The organism is Yersinia fenwicki, from assembly GCF_043099325.1.
Classification (GTDB): domain Bacteria; phylum Pseudomonadota; class Gammaproteobacteria; order Enterobacterales; family Enterobacteriaceae; genus Yersinia.
In genome coordinates, this window is sequence record NZ_CP170755.1 from 3,180,476 (window position 1) to 3,201,672 (window position 21,197).

A 21,197-nucleotide genomic window follows, 5' to 3' on the forward strand; every position below is an offset into this window, starting at 1 on the left:
GGCGAGAAGATATTCTTAAAAAACGTCGTCTTATCATCCATCCACGACCAGATGATGATTTTAAAAGGCCAGCAAGAGAATAAACCTTGTTTTACGTATGGTTTAATGATGCTTTAAGAGGGAGATATCCGCAGTAGGTTACGCACCGATACTGATTACCGGTGCATAATGTCACATTGGATCAGGCTGGATTAGGGATATCGATAAAGATGACATCAAGTTGATGATGGCTCGCGAGCCATTCACCTAATGCTTTAATACCGTAACGTTCCGTTGCATGGTGCCCTGCCGCATAAAAATTCACCCCCATTTCACGGGCAATATGAATTGTCTGCTCAGAAACCTCGCCAGTGATGAATGCATCAACACCAAATTCAGCCGCTTGCTGAATATATCCTTGCCCACCTCCGGTACACCAGGCAATACGGCGCACCTCGGTTGGTGCACGATCACCACAATGTAAGACCGGGCGCTCCAGCAACTTTTCCAACCGTTCGCGCAAAATAACCGCATTTAATGGTGTATCAAATTCACCATAGGGTAATAGGGACTCAATTTCTCCCTGCACTCGAATCCCCAATAACTTCGCCAACTGTGCGTTATTACCCAATTCTGGATGTGCATCTAATGGCAAATGGTAACCATACAGATTGATATCATTGGTCAATAGCGTTTTCAGTCGGTTACGTTTCATTCCCCGCACAACTGCCGGTTCATTTTTCCAGAAATAACCGTGATGCACTAAGATAGCATCGGCCTGTTGCCCAACCGCCGCATCCAGCAATGCCTGACTGGCCGTGACGCCTGTTACAATGCGCCGAATCTCCTCACGCCCCTCAACCTGCAATCCATTGGGTGCATAATCCTGAAATGCCGAGGTATTCAGCTGGTTGTTGAGTAGAGCTTCCAGTTCTATATTGCGCATTTTATCAATCTCATTAAATACCCGTCATCTTTCAAGCTTCAGGTGTGTTGGCCGCTCTCGTTCACCCGAATCACTTACCTGTGTAAGCTCATCGGGACTCCCTCCTTTGCCGCCTTCCTACATCTTGAAATCTATAGGATATGTCAAAAATATAAACGGGCAGTTAAAAACGACGACTATCGCCTTGATCCATAATGATAAAATCAACCCCCGTATCGTTACCTTGCTCTAGCTCGGCCGCAATCACTTTTCGCACATCCTGACCCTGCTGGAATGAGGGTTTAATATGGCTGATAACCACTGGCAAGCCTTTTAGCGGCTGCCCTTCACCGCTGTATTTCTCAAGATTTTTTAACTCTTTCAGCAACCACTTAGGGGTCATGTGACCGTACAACTTGCCATCACCCACCTCGTTCGGATAAGAAACTTCAATAATCATCCCTTTTAATTGCTGCTGTTTGACCTTTTCCGCCAATTTACGCCATACCGTGTCCAGATTTTTCGACTTCTCAACCTCATCCGGGCCCGTATCCCCAAAATAGGCAAAGGCCTCATTATTACTGGTGATAAGCAACATTGAAGAAGGCGATTTGTCATGACTTAAAGGATACATCTCGCCGGTTAAACGGGTCAGTCCCAGGCTTAATGATTGAGCCGGACGCAGCAGTTGCATCCGGTAAGTCCCTAAACGCGTGCCACTGCCACTGTCGGTAAAATTGGGCCAGACGCGCCAGTTAAAATAGTAGTTTCTCAGCACATCGATGGTATCAGCTGATGCATAAATGGTTTTTTTGCTGTCTTCCGGTGAGCCAATAATCAAGCCAGAAACATGATCAAGATGGGCATGACTAATGAAATAACTGTTAATACGCTGACGAAAAATATAGCCCTGTCGTGTCAACGGCGCAGCGATTACATCCGTAATATCAGAGAAATTACCTTTATCTAATGCCTTGACTATCCCCGGCAGCACCGAACCGGCATCCAGCGCCAAATACACTGACTGACTATCATCGCGTATCAGGTAAGACGTCAGGTTACCGTCACTGACTCCACCATCCACGCCAAGAGCCACCACTTCAAACCCTGCTGCTGCCAGGGTACTGTAAAAGCTAAGAGAGAGAACCAACCCGGCATTCAACAGCTTGTTATTACGCTTATTACTACTGGCGTTACTGGCTGCCGATGCTGGTTTAGTCGAAATATAGGTCAAAAACATGAAGGCTCCTTGTTGTTAGGGATCCTTGCTGCCATCCCGCTTAGCGGCTTCAAACGCCGCGAGTGTCGCCAATCTGGCCTGCTTATGGTCCACCAGCGGTGGTGGGTAATCCAATGATTGCTGTTGCCGCTCGGCCCAACGCCACGGCTGATGGATATCACTGTCTGGTACTGACGCCAATTCAGGTAACCAGCGGCGAATAAACGCGCCGCTTTGATCAAAACGCTCACCCTGTGTTGTGGGATTAAAAATACGAAAATAGGGCGCGGCGTCTGTCCCGGTAGAAGCAGCCCATTGCCAGCCGCCATTATTCGCAGCCAAATCACCGTCCAGCAGTTGCGACATAAAATAGCGTTCGCCTTGTCGCCAGTCGATGAGCAAATCTTTAACCAGAAAACTAGCGCTGATCATCCGCAGGCGGTTATGCATCCAACCAGTTTCATTTAGTTGCCGCATGGCTGCATCGACAATAGGATAACCTGTTCGCCCCTGCTGCCAGGCGATTAATTGCTGTTTGGAGTGATTCCATAGTACTGCATCAGTCCAACCAATAAAGGGATGATGCTGGCATAATCGTGGATAAGCCACCAATAAATGGCGATAAAATTCACGCCAGATCAATTCATTAAGCCAAATAAAAGCCCCTCCCTCGGCATTTTCCAGCACCTCTGGGCATTCAGCACGTAGGCGGTTAACACACTGACGGGGGGAAAGAATTCCCAGCGCAAGATAAGGTGAAAGGCAACTAGTGCCAGCCACTGCGGGAAAATCACGTTGCTGCTGATAATCCTGAACATCTTCGCGACAAAAACTGCGCAAGCGCTGTAACGCCGCTTCTTCACCCGCCGGAAATAGCTGGCTGTCTACCGGTTGTTGCGGGTAATCGAACGGAGCCAAGGGCTGTGAGGGGCTCACCGCTGCAGTGGTACGAGCTTTCGGGGCGGGGACACTGCTGCAATCACTCATCATTAAACGCTGGATAAAAGCACGGCGAAACGGAGTGAACACTTTATACATTTCATTATTACCCGTCAGGACACTGCCCGGCGGTAATAACACACTGTCATGAAAACCATAGCAAGCAATCGCACGATGACCCAGCTTTGTTATCAATGCCTCATCGCGCATCCGTTCATTCAACTCATACTGATAGTTATAATACAGTGCATCCACTTGCTGTTGCTGACAAAAATCATCCAACCAAGTAATCGAATCCTTAAAATCATTACACTGATGATAGTGCAGTGGGATCGCCCGCGCGGCGAGTGCATCCTGTAGCAATTGCAGGTTTTGGCGCAAAAATGCGGCCTGCCGCGGTGCCATATCATGTGCAGCCCATTGTGCAGGGGTAGCAATAAACACCGCAATTACCGTCGCTTGTGAGTCCTGACATGCTGTATGCAGTGCCAAATTATCAGTGATGCGTAAGTCATTACGAAACCAGACCAGATGCGTAGCCATTGCTTATCCTTGCTCTGAGTAAAAGGTAAAATAGTGCTGACTGGCTAAATAGTCATTTGGAAACTCAATCATATAAGCGGTTATCTGGGCGATAGGCACACTTAGGGGCAATTCACCTAAGCGATATTGGTCAATCAGTTGCGCTAACGCCTGACGTTGCGTAGAAGTGAGATAAGGTCGGAAATAGCCCTGCACATGCATCAATACATTGGTATGGTTCGCCACTGTTGGAGAATGGGAGAGTAGCTGTAGCAAACGCTGGCGATACTCAGCAGTAAATTCAGTCAGTGACGACCATTTATCCATTTCCGCAATAAAAGGCCCAATATCACGGTACTCTGGCTGTGAATGTGCCAATAACACTAATTTATAGCGACTATGAAACGCCATCAATTGGCCTCGAGTGATACCTGCTGCACATAGCGCATCAAGTTCATCGCGCGCATGGCAATATTCAAGACTCTGCTTCACCTGATTGTTTTGTGGCATCCCATTCTCCATAAATCAATAAAAAGGCCCATGAGCATTCACTCATGAGCCTTTCACTTTACTGCAATTTACCGCTGTAAACCCGATAGTTTATCTCAGTAAAAATATTGCGGTGCCGTTTCTGACTGTGCCAACCACACCGGTTTATCACTGGTTTTGACCCAGATACGGTGCAAATAGCTATAAAAACGGGCGCGATCCTTGCGAAATAGCATGACAGGCAGCGCCAATAACCCCACCAAAATTACAGCAATACGCCGCAAGATCACTTGATGTAATGGGTATGCGTTGTAAATGGACATAATAACCCTCCTTTAAAACGCCGTTGTGTAACAGCTAACCCTATTAAGCGCAGGCCTATTACCGCTTGGCGTTGAAAGTAAAATAAACAAATTGGAAACTGAGCAAAATTTTACCGCATTGGTTGAAACTTTACCACTCATCCGACCACTCAATCGCATAAAAAAAGAAAAAAAACATCCATTCTGTAATTTTGTTACAGCAAGGTTAATCCAATCTTATATTTTGTTGCATCCGCGTTACTGGCAATTTATCAATTAGAAAACTGGGTGTATTTACCCAGTAAATATCTACTCCGCTAACTCAATTGAATACTGCACAGCGCCACTGGTTAATTTACACGCATTTTTAGCTTATTTTTTGCACGTTTTTATACTTTTTTTACACGCCTTCCTATTTTTTTATCAAGAACTTTTCTTACAACTTCCTAAGCTGTTGTTATCAAAAACTGAGCTATCAAAAACTGAGCTATCAAAAACTGAGTTATCAAAAATAAGACCTGTGGAGGTATATCGTGAGTGTCAGCATCATTTATGGTGGATTGCTGGTTCTGCTGCTACTGGGCTATCTGGTTTATGCCTTATTTAATGCGGAGGACTTTTAAATGGCAGCATCAGGATTTCTGCTTATCACCAGCTTTATGCTGATTTTGTTGGTGTTAGCCCGTCCATTGGGAAGCTTTCTGGCACGCCTTATCGAAGGCGAACCCTTTATGCCATTGCAAAAAATTGAGGCCGGTTTATGGCGGTGCAGTGGCGTAAAAAATGTCGAGATGAATGGCTGGCAATATGCGCTGGCTATTCTCCTGTTTAATATTCTGGGCATTGCGCTGCTGTTCGCCCTGTTAATGATGCAAGGTTCATTACCCCTGAACCCGGAAAATATGCCAGGGATGTCGTGGCATCTGGCGCTAAATACGGCGGTCAGTTTTGTGACTAACACCAACTGGCAAGCCTACAGTGGTGAAAACACCCTCAGCTATCTCAGCCAAATGGCCGGCCTGACCGTACAGAACTTTCTCTCTGCCGCCACCGGTATTGCGGTTGCTTTTGCACTGATTCGTGCATTTGCCCGTCATTCGGCAGTCACATTAGGCAATGCTTGGGTCGATTTGGTACGCATCACGTTATATGTCTTATTGCCGATTGCACTGATAATTGCTCTTATTTTTGTCAGTCAGGGGGTATTACAAAATCTGGATGGCTACCTGCATATCACCACATTGGAAGGCGTAAAACAGACCTTACCGATGGGGCCAGTGGCCTCACAAGAAGCAATAAAAATGCTGGGAACCAATGGGGGAGGCTTCTTTGGTGCCAACTCTGCCCATCCATTTGAGAACCCGACAGCATTTAGCAACGTTGTCCAGATGCTCGCTATTTTCCTTATCCCTTGCGCCCTGTGCTTCGCTTTCGGGCAGGTGGTTGGGGATACCCGCCAAGGCCATGCGCTTATCTGGGCTATGTCGCTGATTTTCGTGGTGGCGGTGGTGGTCGTGATGTACGCCGAGCTGGCCGGTAACCCTCATCTCATCAAGCTGGGTGCTGACAGTAATATCAATATGGAAGGTAAGGAGTCACGCTTCGGTATTCTCGCCACCAGCATGTATGCCGTCGTCACTACCGCGGCATCTTGTGGTGCGGTTAACGCCATGCACGACTCCTTTACCGCGCTAGGGGGCATGGTGCCGATGTGGCTGATGCAGATTGGCGAAGTGGTGTTTGGCGGCGTCGGTTCTGGTTTATACGGCATGCTGTTATTCGTGCTACTGACGGTGTTTATTGCCGGGCTGATGATTGGCCGTACCCCAGAATATCTTGGCAAGAAAATTGATGTATTCGATATGAAAATGACCGCGCTGGCCATTCTGGTCACGCCCGCCGTCGTGCTACTAGGCACCGCACTAGCACTCTGCACCGATGCTGGCCGCGCAGGCATTCTGAACCCCGGCGCACATGGCTTTAGTGAAGTGCTCTACGCCCTATCCTCGGCAGCCAACAACAACGGCAGCGCCTTCGCTGGCCTAAGTGTCAATACACCGTTTTATAACCTGTTACTGGCTGCAGCAATGTTTTTGGGGCGATTCGGGGTCATTTTGCCCGTGTTGGCGATTGCCAGCTCCTTGGTGGCGAAGAAACGCCAACCGGCGGGCAACGGCACCCTACCGACTGTAGGGCCACTGTTCATCGGCTTACTGGTGGGCACCGTGTTATTGGTGGGCGCATTGACCTTTATCCCAGCACTGGCCTTAGGCCCGGTCGCCGAACATCTTCAAGTTTGGTTAACACGTTAATTATTTTAACAAAAAGAGAGAATGACGATGACCCGCAAACAACGTGCAATTTTTGAGCCTGCACTGGTTCGCACTGCACTGCTTGATGCCGTGAAGAAACTGGATCCTCGGGTTCAGTGGCGTAACCCGGTGATGTTCGTGGTGTATCTGGGCAGTGGGCTAACCACCCTGATTTGGTTGGCTATTTTAAGCGGGCAAACCACCGGCAGCGCCATGTTTACCGGCAGTGTTTCCTTGTGGCTGTGGTTTACCGTACTGTTTGCCAACGTTGCTGAAGCACTGGCCGAGGGGCGCAGTAAAGCGCAAGCCGAAAGCCTGCGCGGTGTGAAAAAAACCAGTTGGGCGAAAAAACTGTCCGAAGCTCGCTTTGATGCGCCGCAAGAGAAAGTCTCTGCCGACAGTCTGCGCAAAGGCGATGTAGTACTGATTGAAGCGGGCGACACCGTGCCCTGCGATGGTGAAGTGCTGGAAGGCGGTGCCTCCGTCGATGAAAGCGCCATTACCGGTGAATCTGCTCCGGTTATCCGCGAATCCGGTGGCGATTTCTCCTCCGTTACCGGCGGGACTCGCGTGTTATCAGACTGGCTGGTGGTCGAGTGCAGCGTTAACCCCGGCGAAACTTTCCTCGACAGAATGATTGCCATGGTTGAAGGCGCGAAACGGCGCAAAACACCAAACGAAGTGGCATTGACCATTTTGCTGGTGGCACTGACTATCGTCTTCTTACTGGCAACCGCGACGTTGTATCCATTCTCAGTCTTCAGTGTTGAGGCTAATCAAGCCGGCTCACCGGTCACTATCACCGTGTTGGTCGCACTGCTAGTTTGCCTGATCCCAACTACTATCGGCGGTTTGCTCTCTGCCATTGGCGTTGCCGGGATGAGCCGCATGCTAGGGGCTAATGTCATCGCCACCAGCGGGCGCGCAGTTGAAGCGGCAGGAGATGTTGATGTGCTGCTGCTGGATAAAACCGGCACCATCACTTTGGGTAACCGCCAGGCATCCGAGTTTTTACCGGCACCGGGTGTTACCGAGCAACAACTTGCGGATGCCGCGCAACTTTCATCTCTGGCCGACGAAACACCTGAAGGCCGCAGCATTGTGGTGCTGGCGAAACAGCGTTTTAACTTGCGCGAACGCGACTTGCATAGCCTGAATGCCACCTTTGTGCCCTTCTCCGCGCAAACACGGATGAGTGGTGTCAATGTTCAGGACCGGATGATTCGTAAAGGAGCTGTCGATGCTATCCGCCGTCATGTGGAATCTAATCAGGGCCACTTCCCACGCGCAGTAGAAGATGCCGTAGAAAGTGTCGCGCGTACCGGGGGGACACCATTGGTGGTAGCTGATGGCGCTCGAGTGTTGGGTGTGGTTGCACTAAAAGATATTGTTAAAGGTGGCATTAAAGAACGTTTTGCGGAATTGCGTAAAATGGGCATCAAAACCGTGATGATCACCGGCGATAACCGGCTAACAGCAGCAGCCATTGCCGCTGAAGCAGGAGTGGATGATTTTCTGGCCGAAGCTACGCCGGAAGCCAAATTGGCATTGATTCGTCAATATCAAGCAGAAGGCCGACTGGTCGCAATGACTGGCGATGGCACCAACGACGCCCCCGCGCTGGCACAAGCTGACGTGGCGGTAGCGATGAACTCGGGGACTCAAGCCGCCAAAGAGGCTGGTAACATGGTGGATTTAGACTCTAATCCGACCAAGTTGATTGAAGTGGTTCATATTGGCAAGCAAATGTTGATGACCCGTGGCTCATTGACCACCTTCAGTATCGCCAACGACGTCGCCAAATATTTTGCCATTATTCCGGCTGCATTTGCGGCGACTTACCCACAGCTCAACGCCCTGAATGTGATGCAGTTGCACTCACCGGCCTCAGCAATATTGTCGGCGGTTATCTTTAATGCGCTGATCATCGTGTTCTTGATTCCGTTGGCCCTAAAAGGGGTCAGTTATAAGGCGATGAGCGCCGCCGCCCTACTGCGCCGTAATCTGTGGATTTATGGTTTGGGTGGCTTATTGGTGCCATTTGTCGGTATCAAACTCATCGACCTGGTGCTGACCGCCTTGATAATGAGTTAACTGCCCGGCGAACAATATTTTTCAATGGCCACCGCGCTTTGACGGTGGCCGGTTATAAGACTCAAATTGAGGTAATAGAAGATGTCATCGACCACCAACATGTCATCCACCACCCGCATGTCATACCTGCGCCCAGCGCTGGTTTTACTGATATTACTGACACTTATCACCGGAATAGCTTATCCTCTGCTGACGACCGGGCTGGCCAAACTGATGTTTTCACAGCAAGCAACCGGATCACTGGTTATGCTGGGTGATGAAGTTGTCGGCTCCAGTTTGATCGGCCAAAACTTTACCCAGCCGGGGTATTTTTCCGGACGCCCATCAGTGACAGCAGATATGCCTTATAATCCAATGGCATCCGGTGGCAGCAATCTGGCTATCAGCAACCCAGAACTGGATAAAGCCATCACTGAGCGCGTAAAATCACTGCGTCAGGCAAATCCGACGCAAACAGGGCCGGTGCCGGTTGATCTGGTGACCGCTTCCGCCAGTGGCCTTGATCCGCAAATTTCACTGGAAGCGGCCTATTATCAAGCGCCACGTATTGCCAGCATTCGCCAGATGTCGCTCTCTGAGGTGAAACAGTTGATTGATAGCAATGTACAAAAAGCGACACCTAATTTTTTTGGTGAATCCGTGGTCAACGTACTGAACCTGAATATGGCGCTGGATGCCCAAAGCCATGTAAAAGTCCCAGCGACTTCGACAAAATCTTAAGGACATAACATGGTGGATGCAGAACCAACCCGCCCAAACCCTGACAGCCTGCTTGCAGCTGCGAATGAAAAGTCTGGCGGTCGGCTAAAAGTCTTTTTTGGGGCTTGCGCGGGGGTGGGCAAAACCTACGCCATGCTACAAGAAGCCCAGCGCCTACGTGCTCAAGGGCTGGATGTGTTGGTCGGCGTGGTAGAAACTCACGGACGCAGCGAAACGGCCGCATTACTGGCGGGGCTAGATATCCTGCCACAAAAGCGGATTCATCACCGCAATCGCCAGGTGCGCGAGTTTGATTTAGATGCTGCCCTCGCCCGCCATCCAGCCTTGATCCTGATGGATGAGCTGGCACACAGTAATGCTCATGGCTCACGCCACCCAAAACGCTGGCAAGATGTGGAAGAGCTGTTGGATGCCGGTATTGATGTGCTCACCACTGTCAATGTGCAACATTTGGAAAGCCTGAATGATGTCGTCGGGGGAGTAACGGGTATTCGGGTACGGGAAACTGTACCTGACCATATGTTTGATGAAGCCACGGAAGTGGTTTTAGTCGATCTTCCCCCCGATGACCTGCGCCAACGCCTCAATGAAGGCAAAGTGTACATCCCTGGGCAGGCGGAACGGGCTATTGAGCATTTCTTTCGCAAAGGTAACTTGATTGCATTACGCGAACTGGCCCTACGCCGTACTGCTGATCGGGTTGACGACCAGATGCGCGCGTTTCGCGATACACAAGGGCGCGAGCGTGTTTGGCACACCCGCGATGCCATCTTATTGTGTATCGGCCATAATAGCGGTAATGAAAAACTGGTGCGCACAGCTGCCAGATTGGCAGCACGGTTAGGGTGTATCTGGCACGCGGTCTATGTTGAAACCCCTCGTTTGCACCGTCTGCCCGAAGCTAAGCGCCGTGCCATTCTGCGCACCCTCAAACTGGCACAAGAACTCGGGGCAGAAACGGCAACCTTATCTGAAGCTTGTGAAGAACAGGCAATATTACGTTACGCCCGCGAACATAATTTGGGCAAAATCATTATTGGCCGCCGTACGGAGAAACACTGGAAATTACGTGGCAGCTTTGCCGACCGCTTGGGGAAACTCGGGCCAGATTTGGATCTAGTGATTATTGCACTGGAAGGCGATAACCAGGCCAATGCAGTGAAAGAGACCGACTCTCGTACTTTTACTGAAAAATGGCGCATGCAATTACGCGGCTGTGCCGCTGCCATCGGCTTGTGCGCGCTGATCACCGTATTATCGCAATGGCTAATACCGGGATTCGACCAAGCCAACCTGGTGATGGTTTACTTGCTGGGTGTGGTCATTATTGCTCTATTCTATGGTCGCTGGCCTTCGGTATTGGCGGCTGTTATCAATGTTGCCAGTTTCGATCTGTTCTTTGTCCAACCACACTGGTCACTGGCGGTCACTGACGTGCAATATCTGCTGACTTTTGCTGTCATGCTGATTGTCGGTATCGTGGTCGGGAACTTGACTGCTGGTGTGCGTTATCAAGCCAGAATTGCTCGTTACCGCGAGCAACGCGCGCGACATCTGTATGAAATGTCTCGCGGATTAAGCCGTGCCCTTACTCCGACGGATATTGCCAAAACCAGCCGTCATTTTCTTTCCAGCAGTTTTCAGGCCAAAACTGACCTGTTACTGCCACAAGAGGATGGACGCTTGCAACAAATCACTACCGACGAAGGTGCTGCACTTTCTGTTGACGAGGCCATTGCCCGCTGGAGCTTTAACAACGGCGCATCCGCTGGAGCCGGTACCGATACCTTGCCGGGAGTGCCTTATCAATTGCTGCCACTTACCGCAGCGAAACAAACTTATGGTGTACTGGCAATTGAACCGGCCAATTTGCGTCAACTCATGGTGCCGGAGCAACAGCGTTTGCTGCAAACCTTTACCAGCCTGATTGCCAACGCATTAGAAAGGTTGCATCTGGCCCGCAGCGCCGAATTGGCCAAGCTGGATGCAGAACGCGAGCAACTACGTAATTCTCTGCTCGCAGCGCTTTCTCATGATTTACGTACGCCGCTGACAGTGCTATTTGGCCAGGCAGAAATCCTGACACTGGATTTGGCAGCTGAAGGCTCACGCCACGCGCCGCAAGCGAACCAAATTCGTCAACAAGTACTAAGCACCACCCGACTGGTCAACAATTTGCTCGATATGGCCCGCATCCAATCGGGCGGATTTAATCTACGCAAAGAGTGGCAGTCACTGGAAGAGATCGTCGGTAGCGCGTTACATATGCTGGAAACCACCTTGAATCATCACCATATTCGTGTCGAATTACCGGATGAAATGGTGTTGATCAATTGTGATGGCAGCTTGTTGGAACGGGTGTTTATCAATCTACTGGAAAATGCCCATAAATATGCCGGTTACGACGCATTACTAGGGATTCGCGCCACAGTGCAAGGTGAGTGGCTCAATGTCGAAGTCTGGGATAATGGCCCTGGAGTCACGGCTGGGCAGGAACAGCTTATTTTTGATAAATTTTCTCGTGGTAACAAAGAGTCAGCGATTCCAGGGGTGGGCTTGGGTTTAGCCATTTGCCATGCCATTATTGATGTACATGGTGGGCGTATCTGGGTTGAAAAGAGTCAAGAGGGTGGTGCGAGTTTCCACTTTACCTTGCCACTGGAGAAAGCGCCGGAAATTGAAGGTGAAAATATTGATGCTGAAAAATGACTATATCTCCGACTAATATTCTCATCGTAGAAGATGAAAAAGAGATCCGCCGCTTTGTCCGCATTGCGCTGGAGAGTGAAGGCTGGCGCGTATTTGAAAGCGATACCCTACAACGGGGGCTGATTGAGGCTGGCACACGCAAACCGGATCTGATCATTTTGGATTTGGGTTTGCCAGATGGTGACGGCCTGACTTATATTCAGGATCTGCGCCAGTGGAGCGCCATCCCTATTATTGTGTTATCGGCCCGTAGCAGCGAAGAAGACAAAGTCGCAGCGCTGGATGCTGGCGCCGATGACTATCTCAGCAAACCTTTTGGTATTAGTGAATTACTTGCTCGAGTACGGGTGGCTTTGCGCCGTCATAGTGGCGGCAGCCAGGAAAGCCCGTTAGTGAGTTTTGCTGATGTCAGTGTGGATTTAATTAACCGCCAAGTCACACGCGCCGGTGTTGACCTCCACCTGACCCCCATCGAATTTCGCTTACTTTCAGCATTATTGGCCAATGCGGGTAAAGTCATTACCCAACGCCAATTACTCAACCAAGTCTGGGGGCCTAATTATGTCGAGCACAACCACTATCTGCGCATTTATATGGGCCACTTACGCCAGAAATTAGAAAGTGACCCTACCCGACCGCAGCACTTAATTACAGAGACCGGTGTCGGCTATCGTTTTATACCTTAACCATTTATTCACTATAAAATTCTTTTAAGGCTATGAATAATAAACCTAACGGCGTAACATCAGGATTTTAATGATAATAGGTCTTATTTATTATGAGCACTTGGTTGATTTACGCCCTGCTGTCTGCCCTCTCCGCTTCGCTGGTTGCTATCTTCGGTAAAATAGGTTTGCAGCATTTGGATGCCAATACCGCAACCGCTGTTCGCGCTGTGGTGATGGCGTTATTTCTAGTTGGCGTAGTCGTTATACAAGGGAAATTTAATATGGTCGGCACCGTATTAGCAGATAAAAAAGCGCTATTGTTTGTGGTACTGAGTGGTGTTGCTGGCGCATTATCCTGGCTGTTCTACTTTATGGCTATCAAAAATGGCAATGTCTCCCAAGTCGCACCAATAGACAAACTCAGTGTGGTTTTCGCGGTTATTTTGGCTTTTATTCTGTTTGGAGAGAAAATTTCTTTAATTGCGGGGCTAGGCGTAGCATTTATTACCGCCGGAGCCTTAATGGTGGCATTAGGATAATTAATCCTTAATAAGGAAATAAAAAAAATTCAATTTACCGATCTTCACATAACGTATTTTTTACAAAGCTTAAACTCTGAATTTAAAATATATCTCTGCACTCCATCTCATTCATCATATGACACCCTCCGTAACATCCTATCCGAATAAAGATACCCTCCCCAAAGGACATAAAAATATCATGAATTAAGTTATTGATAATAATCATAAAAATATTATTATCGGTGATGATAAAAAATTGAGGAAGTACTAAAAGAGAAGAATAATGTATTGCGAGAGAGGTATACAGAAGATACGCTATATTTTAGCGTAAACTTGCCTGATATTGACCCGATTGTACATGCGTTGTCTTCCTTTGCGCGCAAAGAGGCTTAACAGGCCAATATAAAATACTGGAATTCAGCCATAAATAATTTCACTAATAGTTGTATCACTGCCAGGAATTAATAAAATTTAAACCTTATTGATACTCCCTCTGGCGAAATAGCGCCAACTGGCGCTATTTCTTGCCCGAGACTACGGCTTACCTGCCAATACATCGCTGACAATATCAACTGCTTCCTGCTCTATCTTTTCGCGATGCTCTGCACCAAGGAAGCTTTCACAATAAATCTTGTAGGCATCTTCGGTACCCGATGGTCGCGCTGCAAACCAACCATTTTCCGTCATCACTTTCAGCCCACCAATGGATGCACCATTGCCCGGTGCTGCGGTTAAACGCGCGGTGATAGCATCGCCTGCCAGCGTACTGGCTTTCACCATTTCAGGGGACAATTTAGACAAGGCATTTTTCTGCGCCTGCGTTGCCGGAGCCTGAATACGGTTATAGCTTGGCGCACCAAAGCGTTGCGCTAAACCATCATAGTGTTGTTGTGGATTTTTACCGGTCACCGCAGTGATTTCAGCCGCCAGCAAGCACATGATAATACCGTCTTTATCGGTCGACCAAGGTTTGCCATTAAAGCGCAGGAAGGATGCTCCGGCGCTCTCTTCACCACCGAATCCAAAGCTGCCGTCGTACAAACCATCAACAAACCATTTAAAACCCACCGGCACTTCCACCAGCTTACGGCCCAAATCAGCAACCACTCTATCTATCATCGCGCTGGATACCAACGTCTTACCCACTGCCACATCAGCGCCCCACTGTGGACGGTGCTGGAACAGGTAATTGATTGATACCGCAAGATAATGATTCGGATTCATCAAACCGGCAGGCGTAACGATACCGTGACGGTCATAATCGGGATCGTTGGCAAAAGCCAAATCGAATTTATCACGCAAAGCCAGCAAACCCGCCATCGCGCATTCTGATGAACAATCCATACGGATCACGCCATCATGGTCCAGATGCATAAAGCGGAAAGTCTGATCAATGGAATCATTAACCAATGTTAGATCTAGCTTATAGTGCTCAGCAATACGTTGCCAATAAGCAATACCGGAGCCACCAAGCGGATCAACACCTAACTTCAAACCAGCATTTTGAATAGCAGGAATATCAACGACATCGACCAAATCTTCTACGTATGGCTGAATCAAATCCTGCTCACGCAGATGATTACCACGCCAGGCTTTATCCAGTGTCTGGCGCTTAACACCCTCTAATTTCAGACTGAGCAACTGATTAGCGCGTTTTTCAATCACTGAGGTGAGATTGGTATCGGCTGGGCCGCCATTCGGTGGATTATACTTGATACCGCCATCTTCCGGCGGGTTGTGCGACGGCGTGATAACAATGCCGTCAGCCAGATCTTTGCCTTGCGCGTTATAGCACAAAATCGCGTGGGAAATAGCTGGGGTTGGCGTGAAACCATTATCTTGCTGCACCACCACATCCACACCATTAGCGGTCAACACTTCCAATACGGAAATAAAGGCTGGCTCTGACAACGCATGGGTATCTTTACCCACATAGCACGGGCCGGTAATACCGTGTTGGTGACGAACTTCAGCGATCGCCTGAGCGATTACCACAATATGGGCTTCATTAAAACTGTGGCGCAATGAGCTGCCACGGTGGCCTGACGTCCCAAATTTAACTGCGTGGGCCTGATTTTCAGCATCAGGTTGCAACACATAATATTGCGACGTCAACTGAGCAACATTAATCAAATCGCTTTGCTGGGTCGCTTGCCCGGCACGAGGGTGATTAGCCACAGTTACTACTCCCTATCTATCCATCATTGTGCAAATTGCAGGAGTATTCGCGGCCTGCAACTCCTACTTCTTTGGGTATCGTTTCAACGAAATTAGATAGTCCCGCACACTTTATCGGTCAAATCCGGCGGGAACTGCATTGTCAGCATGATGTGTTGCACCATACTGCGTTTGCGCTCGGTATTGGTATTGGTAATAACCCAGTATGGCGTACCTGGCACATGTTTAGGCTTGGTGTGTGTCCCGTTTTGCAACAAAGTTTGTTGATCACCGGCAAAATAGACCCGAGTACGACCATGTAAGGACTCGGTCGCTTCGGCAAATGCCTGAGCATCTAAGGTATATAAGGTAGAAAGCACCAACATAAAGCGGTTAACCGCCCGATTCTGCTCAGCATATTCATCAGATAACAGTAATTCACGTACCGCACGAACCCTATCCTTTGGTGCTGGAGCCGTAGCTGTTTTGGCGACATCATGACCGGCAATATTATGGGTAGATGAGCCAGGTACCGGCTGACCGGCCGTAAACTTCAGCATGCGCCGTAAAATGTCGGAGGCACTCTCGCCAATGTGTTGCGTATGGCTGGCAATATAGCGATAAAGTTCTTCGTCGAGTTCAATAGTTTTCATCTTTATCCAGTACGGTTTTCTACTTTCTTATGCATATCTTAGGATTATAAAGTCAAAGCGCGCTAACGAGTACCTTTATCATGGCTTTATCCGCGATAAATTCCTAATACCTCAGCCACGACTTAATAATACACATGAACCCTCATCGTGAGCAGCACACCCCCGCGTAGTCATGATACCCTAACCACAATATCTCTCAGTATGAACTTCGCCATGAAATTAAACTTCCGCCGACAAAACGCACTTTCACCCACGTCCTCCCTGCCGATCATCTTGATTCATGGGTTATTTGGTAACCTTGATAACCTCGGTGTATTAGCCCGTGATTTACATAAAGATCACGATGTTATCCAAGTTGATTTGCGCGATCACGGTTTATCCCCACGCTCACCCGAGGTGAACTATCCCGATATGGCACGGGATGTGCTGGAACTGATGGAAAGGCTGGAGATTAAAAAAGCGATTATTATTGGGCATTCTATGGGTGGAAAAGTGGCGATGGCCATGACAGCAATAGCGCCCGACCGCATAGAAAAACTGGTGGCAATAGATGTCGCGCCCATCGATTATCAAGTGCGTCGCCATGATCAGATTTTCACAGCTATCAATGCAGTGAGTGATGCGGGTGTGACTCAACGTCAGGAAGCCGCTCAACTGATGCGCGAATTAATAAAAGAAGAAGGTGTTATTCAGTTCTTATTGAAATCATTCCATAACGGTGAGTGGCGGTTTGACGTACCCGCATTGTGGGATCAATACGAAAATATTGTTGGCTGGCAACCTATTCCCCCTTGGCCACATCCTATTTTGTTTATTCGCGGTGAACTGTCACCTTATATTCAAGACAGCTATCGTGATGAGATTGCCCGTCAATTCCCGCAAGCGCGTGCCCATGTTGTCGCTGGAACCGGGCACTGGGTGCATGCAGAAAAACCTGCTTCTGTCTTACGCGCTATTCATCGCTTTATTGATGAAGAGAATGATGAAGATAGGACTGGCGAAAAATAGCGCTGAGCAAAAAACAAACCATGCGCGACAGATGTTGATTAAAAATCATACCCTGGGGAAAAGAAATGTATTTCCTGTGGAAAAATTGTGCAAAAAAGAGTGAATTAGCCCAATCTAATCACAGTAAGGCATTGTCGTTGCTCGGTTGGCTAGGGTATTATGGCGCGCTATAAATTTGCTCCGATATTGGGTAGCAAATGCAAATTCAGGCTGTTGGTTCATACCCAACTGAAGGGTTGTTGTTGTGTTATTAGCAGCATCAACTCAGGAAGGTATCGGCCTGAAACGTGTAAACCGAATCGTCAGAGATTTCTGATGTAAATCCCTTGTAGTACCGCTACCTATGGCAAAAGAACAAACGGATCGCACGACGCTGGATCTGTTCGCAGATGAACGCCGTCCGGGGCGCCCGAAAACAAACCCATTATCCCGTGATGAACAGCTTAGAATTAATAAGCGAAATCAACTACGGCGCGATAAAGTACGTGGTTTACGGCGCGTGGAACTGAAAATTAATGCCGATGCCGTCGACGCTCTCAATAGTCTTGCTGAGCAACGTAACATCAGCCGTAGTGAACTGATTGAACAGATGTTGCTGGCTCAATTGGCACACTCACAAGAAGGGTTTTAACCCTATCGGTTATCACGACGGCGTGGCGTAAGTGATTACGCCACGCCAATATCTCTACCTCAGATTTAGAAAGTTTCCCAGTTTGCGTTGTTGTCTACCTTGGCAATAGGCGCTGTCGTTAATACCGTAGCCCGAGGTTTGGCTACCGATTTTGTCCGCACATCATCTGATTGCAATTTAAACACTGCCACAGCTTGGTTTAACTGAGTCGCTTGCTCCTCTAGCGCGGCGGCAGCGCGCGAAGCTTGCTGTACCAACGCAGCATTTTGCTGAGTCACACTGTCCATTTCAGCCACTGCCTGTCCGACCTGAGTGATACCTTTGCTTTGCTCATCTGACGCCGAGGCTATCTCACCCATTAAATCGGTGACATTGGTGATGGAACGAACAATTTCATCCATAGTTATCCCGGCACTTTCTACCAAAGCCGAGCCACTACTGACTCGGCTAACAGACTCAGTTATCAGGCTATCAATCTCTTTTGCCGCTTGAGCACTGCGCTGGGCCAAATTACGGACTTCACTGGCAACCACGGCGAAACCGCGACCTTGTTCACCTGCTCTGGCCGCTTCAACCGCAGCATTCAGTGCCAGAATATTGGTCTGGAAAGCGATACTATTAATCACTGTTGTAATTTCAGCTATTTTGCGTGAACTGGCTGAAATCTCATCCATGGTATGAACCACATCAACTACCAGCGCACCACCTTTTTTGGCAGTAATAGAAGCATTAGCTGCCAGTTGGCTGGCATGATGCGCATTATCCGCGTTATGTTTCACCGTTGCCGTCAACTGCTCCATACTGGCGGCGGTCTCTTCCAATGCGGCTGCCTGCTCCTCAGTTCGCGATGATAAATCGGTATTACCGGCTGAAATTTCTGCCGCCCCGTGATAAATCCCATCAGTGCTGCTGCGGATAGCTTTTACCGTATTGGCCAAACTGGCTTGTACATCACGTAGCAGCGGAAATAATTTCCCAACACAATTACGACCAAAATCGTTAATAGGTTGGCCCAGTTGACCAGAGGCAATCACGCGAAAATGTGCGCGAATGTCATCCAATGGACGAACCAGGTTAGCCAACAGGTAGCGATCGGTTGCCAGTAAGATCACTAATCCGGCCAGCAAAGCAGAGATCAATATCATACTGCTCACTTTTGTCAGGTGAGTAAATTGTTCTTTAGCCACCCCGATGGCCTTGGATGCAGCTTGATTAAAATTCTCCGCAACAGAGCCATATTGTCGGCTCAGCGCCGGCACTGTCTTTTTGGCTAAATCCTGATAAGCCGCACTGTTATTCGCCATTGCCGCCTCATACAGCGGAGTGACACCTTGATCAATCAATCCGCTCCACCCATCAATCACACCATTTACCAATTTGGGATCAATCTGTGCATGGTCGATGGCTGTAAACTGCGCCAACTTCTGTTTCAGATTTTCAAGTGCTGCATTGGATGATTTAAGTTCCTTATCTGCATCTGCAATGTTGCCGCTCTGACGGTAATCGACTCAGCGAGCAAGACGTGTCACCATCCGAAAATATTGATCCGTCCCCTGATTAACTAAATTCATGTTTTCAACTAACACACTATTAGCATTAGAGGATTGAGTTAGTTGATTCAACGATAGCAACGTATAACCAGATACGCCGCCCCATAGCAGGCAAAATGCCCCAAGTACCCAAAGCAGCGCGGCTCTGATAGTAATATTTCTTAAAAACTGCATGTTTGTTCTCCTTCACTGCAAATTGCAACCATTCGGTTACATCGCTGTTATCGGCAATGAGGTTATAAGGTTGAGCCACTTACAAAAATTTAATATCGCATAATCTTGATATCGGCCCGACGAGATTTTCTGGCATTATATGGCCCTATACATGTGTTATATTATTGGGTCAAACGCTCAGTAGTTTGCATAACAATTTGAATTTAAAAGGTATTAAGTTATATGGCAACTGTAGGCATTTTCTTTGGCAGCGATACTGGCAATACCGAAAACATTGCCAAGATGATCCAAAAGCAACTCGGTAAAGATGTTGCTGAGGTTCACGACATTGCCAAAAGCACTAAAGAAGATTTAGAAGGCTTTGATATTCTGCTCATCGGTATCCCAACCTGGTATTACGGTGAAGCTCAATGTGATTGGGATGATTTCTTCCCGACACTAGAAGAAATTGATTTCAACGGCAAATTGGTTGCTATATTTGGCTGTGGCGATCAGGAAGACTATGCAGAATATTTCTGTGATGCGATGGGAACAGTGCGCGATATCATCGAACCACGCGGTGCTGCTATCGTCGGTCACTGGCCAACATCTGGCTACCACTTTGAAGCATCCAAAGGCTTGGCGGATGACGATCACTTTATTGGTTTAGCTATTGATGAAGATCGTCAGCCAGAATTGACAAATGAGCGCGTTGAAGCTTGGGTTAAACAGATCAGCGAAGAACTGAATCTGGCCGATATTACCGGTTAATTTGTCATGTCGGAAACGCGAGGATGAAATTTAATATTGCCGCGCGTTTCCGCTGCTTCTATCCCTCTGGTTATACTCTGTTAAGCCACCCACAAATCCGCACTTTCATCCGTGCAAAATGAAAATAAACTGCTACAAATTTGTAACCTTATATTTTGCAGTCATATACTTAAATTATGCGACAATCCCATTCATCAATACATTGCATGATTAATCGGGCAAAGTGTGCAATTATATCTTTGTTAACAACCACGGTTTTCATTTGGGGCTAGCAGTTCTATAATGAGACGCAATTGAGAATATTGCGCCACGGATGTCATAGGCTGAACAGCCTTAATTTGAATCGATAGTAACAGGACTGAATCCGCATGACTGACAACAACAAAGCCTTAAAAAACGCAGGCCTTAAAGTAACACTGCCACGGCTTAAAATTCTGGAAGTGTTGCAAGATCCGGTGTGCCATCACGTCAGCGCGGAAGATCTTTATAAAAAGCTGATCGACATCGGTGAAGAAATTGGTTTGGCAACGGTTTACCGTGTACTGAATCAGTTTGATGATGCCGGTATTGTTACCCGCCATAATTTCGAAGGTGGTAAATCAGTCTTTGAGCTGACGCAGCAACATCATCACGATCACCTGATTTGCCTGGATTGCGGCAAAGTGATCGAATTTAGTAATGAATCCATTGAATCGCTTCAACGTGAAATTGCTAAACAGCATGGTATCAAGCTAACCAATCACAGTCTGTATCTGTACGGCCACTGTGAAAGCGGCGATTGCCGTGAGAATGAATCTGCGCACGATAAAAGATAATGTAGTTTTATCGCGTTGATTTATAAATATTTTAAGCGTTATTGAATTAAATAATCTGCA

Annotated in this window: 18 protein-coding genes and 1 pseudogene; 11 read left to right on the plus strand and 8 right to left on the minus strand. The window is 48.1% G+C overall.

The features are described 5' to 3' along the window. Nucleotides 1–181: 181 nt before the first annotated feature. From ACF3VQ_RS14555 to ACF3VQ_RS14575, 5 genes are all read right to left on the minus strand, one after another. A complete protein-coding gene (locus tag ACF3VQ_RS14555) occupies nt 182–925 on the minus strand; it encodes a type 2 GTP cyclohydrolase I (RefSeq protein ID WP_392431844.1) in 744 nt (247 codons plus the stop codon). Between the two features lie 163 nt (nt 926–1,088). After that, nucleotides 1,089–2,144, minus strand: a complete 1,056-nt coding sequence (locus ACF3VQ_RS14560) for an MBL fold metallo-hydrolase (RefSeq protein ID WP_392431846.1) — start codon at nt 2,142–2,144, stop codon at nt 1,089–1,091. A gap of 15 nt (nt 2,145–2,159) precedes the next feature. Continuing rightward, nucleotides 2,160–3,605, minus strand: coding sequence for a deoxyribodipyrimidine photo-lyase (gene phrB / locus ACF3VQ_RS14565; RefSeq protein WP_392431848.1), 1,446 nt, complete (start codon nt 3,603–3,605; stop codon nt 2,160–2,162). A gap of 3 nt (nt 3,606–3,608) precedes the next feature. Then, nucleotides 3,609–4,094, minus strand: coding sequence for a YbgA family protein (locus tag ACF3VQ_RS14570; RefSeq protein ID WP_392431850.1), 486 nt, complete (start codon nt 4,092–4,094; stop codon nt 3,609–3,611). A gap of 95 nt (nt 4,095–4,189) precedes the next feature. After that, nucleotides 4,190–4,396 (minus strand): YbfA family protein, encoded by a 207-nt coding sequence (locus ACF3VQ_RS14575; protein WP_392431852.1) that lies wholly within the window; start codon nt 4,394–4,396, stop codon nt 4,190–4,192. Nucleotides 4,397–4,908: 512 nt separating this feature from the next. On the opposite strand from ACF3VQ_RS14575, the gene ACF3VQ_RS14580 reads away from it, so the two are divergent. The 7 genes from ACF3VQ_RS14580 to ACF3VQ_RS14610 all read left to right on the plus strand — a co-directional run bounded on the left by ACF3VQ_RS14580 (nt 4,909) and on the right by ACF3VQ_RS14610 (nt 13,417). After that, on the plus strand, nt 4,909–4,998 hold the full coding sequence (locus ACF3VQ_RS14580) for a K(+)-transporting ATPase subunit F (protein ID WP_392431854.1): 90 nt from the start codon (nt 4,909–4,911) through the stop codon (nt 4,996–4,998). Then, nucleotides 4,999–6,687, plus strand: coding sequence for a potassium-transporting ATPase subunit KdpA (gene kdpA, locus ACF3VQ_RS14585; RefSeq protein WP_392431855.1), 1,689 nt, complete (start codon nt 4,999–5,001; stop codon nt 6,685–6,687). A 27-nt stretch (nt 6,688–6,714) separates the two neighbouring features. After that, nucleotides 6,715–8,781, plus strand: a complete 2,067-nt coding sequence (gene kdpB, locus ACF3VQ_RS14590) for a potassium-transporting ATPase subunit KdpB (RefSeq protein WP_392431857.1) — start codon at nt 6,715–6,717, stop codon at nt 8,779–8,781. A gap of 81 nt (nt 8,782–8,862) precedes the next feature. Next, complete coding sequence (gene kdpC / locus ACF3VQ_RS14595) at nt 8,863–9,501, plus strand: potassium-transporting ATPase subunit KdpC (protein WP_392431859.1); 639 nt, start codon at nt 8,863–8,865, stop codon at nt 9,499–9,501. A gap of 9 nt (nt 9,502–9,510) precedes the next feature. Continuing rightward, nucleotides 9,511–12,210 (plus strand): two-component system sensor histidine kinase KdpD, encoded by a 2,700-nt coding sequence (kdpD, locus tag ACF3VQ_RS14600; protein WP_392431861.1) that lies wholly within the window; start codon nt 9,511–9,513, stop codon nt 12,208–12,210. Further along, nucleotides 12,207–12,896 carry a two-component system response regulator KdpE gene (gene kdpE, locus ACF3VQ_RS14605; RefSeq protein ID WP_392431863.1) on the plus strand — a complete coding sequence of 230 codons (690 nt, stop codon included), beginning with the start codon at nt 12,207–12,209 and terminating at the stop codon, nt 12,894–12,896. Before kdpD ends, kdpE begins: the two co-directional genes overlap by 4 nt. Nucleotides 12,897–12,988: 92 nt before the next feature. Continuing rightward, nucleotides 12,989–13,417 carry an EamA family transporter gene (locus tag ACF3VQ_RS14610; protein ID WP_392431865.1) on the plus strand — a complete coding sequence of 143 codons (429 nt, stop codon included), beginning with the start codon at nt 12,989–12,991 and terminating at the stop codon, nt 13,415–13,417. A gap of 516 nt (nt 13,418–13,933) precedes the next feature. On the opposite strand, the gene pgm is transcribed toward ACF3VQ_RS14610, so the two are convergent. Beyond that, complete coding sequence (gene pgm / locus ACF3VQ_RS14615) at nt 13,934–15,577, minus strand: phosphoglucomutase (alpha-D-glucose-1,6-bisphosphate-dependent) (RefSeq protein ID WP_392431867.1); 1,644 nt, start codon at nt 15,575–15,577, stop codon at nt 13,934–13,936. 92 nt (nt 15,578–15,669) lie between these two features. Continuing rightward, nucleotides 15,670–16,209: a replication initiation negative regulator SeqA gene (seqA, locus tag ACF3VQ_RS14620; protein ID WP_392431869.1), complete on the minus strand. Its 540-nt coding sequence runs from the start codon at nt 16,207–16,209 to the stop codon at nt 15,670–15,672. A 213-nt stretch (nt 16,210–16,422) separates the two neighbouring features. On the opposite strand from seqA, the gene ybfF reads away from it, so the two are divergent. Then, nucleotides 16,423–17,217, plus strand: coding sequence for an esterase (ybfF, locus tag ACF3VQ_RS14625; protein WP_392431871.1), 795 nt, complete (start codon nt 16,423–16,425; stop codon nt 17,215–17,217). A gap of 343 nt (nt 17,218–17,560) precedes the next feature. Then, entirely contained in the window at nt 17,561–17,848 is a 288-nt protein-coding gene (gene ybfE / locus ACF3VQ_RS14630; protein WP_005163374.1) for a LexA regulated protein, read from the plus strand. Nucleotides 17,849–17,913: 65 nt separating this feature from the next. On the opposite strand, the pseudogene ACF3VQ_RS14635 reads toward ybfE, so the two are convergent. Then, a pseudogene (locus tag ACF3VQ_RS14635) lies at nt 17,914–19,572 on the minus strand (methyl-accepting chemotaxis protein). A gap of 222 nt (nt 19,573–19,794) precedes the next feature. On the opposite strand from ACF3VQ_RS14635, the gene fldA reads away from it, so the two are divergent. Continuing rightward, the gene (gene fldA / locus ACF3VQ_RS14640) at nt 19,795–20,322 is read left to right on the plus strand and encodes a flavodoxin FldA (protein ID WP_392431873.1); all 528 of its coding nucleotides are present in this window, start codon (nt 19,795–19,797) and stop codon (nt 20,320–20,322) included. Nucleotides 20,323–20,690: 368 nt separating this feature from the next. Then, nucleotides 20,691–21,137 carry a ferric iron uptake transcriptional regulator gene (fur, locus tag ACF3VQ_RS14645; protein WP_005163370.1) on the plus strand — a complete coding sequence of 149 codons (447 nt, stop codon included), beginning with the start codon at nt 20,691–20,693 and terminating at the stop codon, nt 21,135–21,137. Nucleotides 21,138–21,197 lie beyond the last annotated feature (60 nt).

Bases quoted from the DNA above. Each gene is read 5' to 3' on its own strand.
- ACF3VQ_RS14555 (WP_392431844.1), bottom strand. From the start codon at position 925: ATGCGCAATATAGAACTGGAAGCTCTACTCAACAACCAGCTGAATACC.
- ACF3VQ_RS14560 (WP_392431846.1), bottom strand. From the start codon at position 2,144: ATGTTTTTGACCTATATTTCGACTAAACCAGCATCGGCAGCCAGTAAC.
- phrB (WP_392431848.1), bottom strand. From the start codon at position 3,605: ATGGCTACGCATCTGGTCTGGTTTCGTAATGACTTACGCATCACTGAT.
- ACF3VQ_RS14570 (WP_392431850.1), bottom strand. From the start codon at position 4,094: ATGCCACAAAACAATCAGGTGAAGCAGAGTCTTGAATATTGCCATGCG.
- ACF3VQ_RS14575 (WP_392431852.1), bottom strand. From the start codon at position 4,396: ATGTCCATTTACAACGCATACCCATTACATCAAGTGATCTTGCGGCGT.
- kdpA (WP_392431855.1), top strand. From the start codon at position 4,999: ATGGCAGCATCAGGATTTCTGCTTATCACCAGCTTTATGCTGATTTTG.
- kdpB (WP_392431857.1), top strand. From the start codon at position 6,715: ATGACCCGCAAACAACGTGCAATTTTTGAGCCTGCACTGGTTCGCACT.
- kdpC (WP_392431859.1), top strand. From the start codon at position 8,863: ATGTCATCGACCACCAACATGTCATCCACCACCCGCATGTCATACCTG.
- kdpD (WP_392431861.1), top strand. From the start codon at position 9,511: ATGGTGGATGCAGAACCAACCCGCCCAAACCCTGACAGCCTGCTTGCA.
- kdpE (WP_392431863.1), top strand. From the start codon at position 12,207: ATGACTATATCTCCGACTAATATTCTCATCGTAGAAGATGAAAAAGAG.
- ACF3VQ_RS14610 (WP_392431865.1), top strand. From the start codon at position 12,989: ATGAGCACTTGGTTGATTTACGCCCTGCTGTCTGCCCTCTCCGCTTCG.
- seqA (WP_392431869.1), bottom strand. From the start codon at position 16,209: ATGAAAACTATTGAACTCGACGAAGAACTTTATCGCTATATTGCCAGC.
- ybfF (WP_392431871.1), top strand. From the start codon at position 16,423: ATGAAATTAAACTTCCGCCGACAAAACGCACTTTCACCCACGTCCTCC.
- ybfE (WP_005163374.1), top strand. From the start codon at position 17,561: ATGGCAAAAGAACAAACGGATCGCACGACGCTGGATCTGTTCGCAGAT.
- fldA (WP_392431873.1), top strand. From the start codon at position 19,795: ATGGCAACTGTAGGCATTTTCTTTGGCAGCGATACTGGCAATACCGAA.
- fur (WP_005163370.1), top strand. From the start codon at position 20,691: ATGACTGACAACAACAAAGCCTTAAAAAACGCAGGCCTTAAAGTAACA.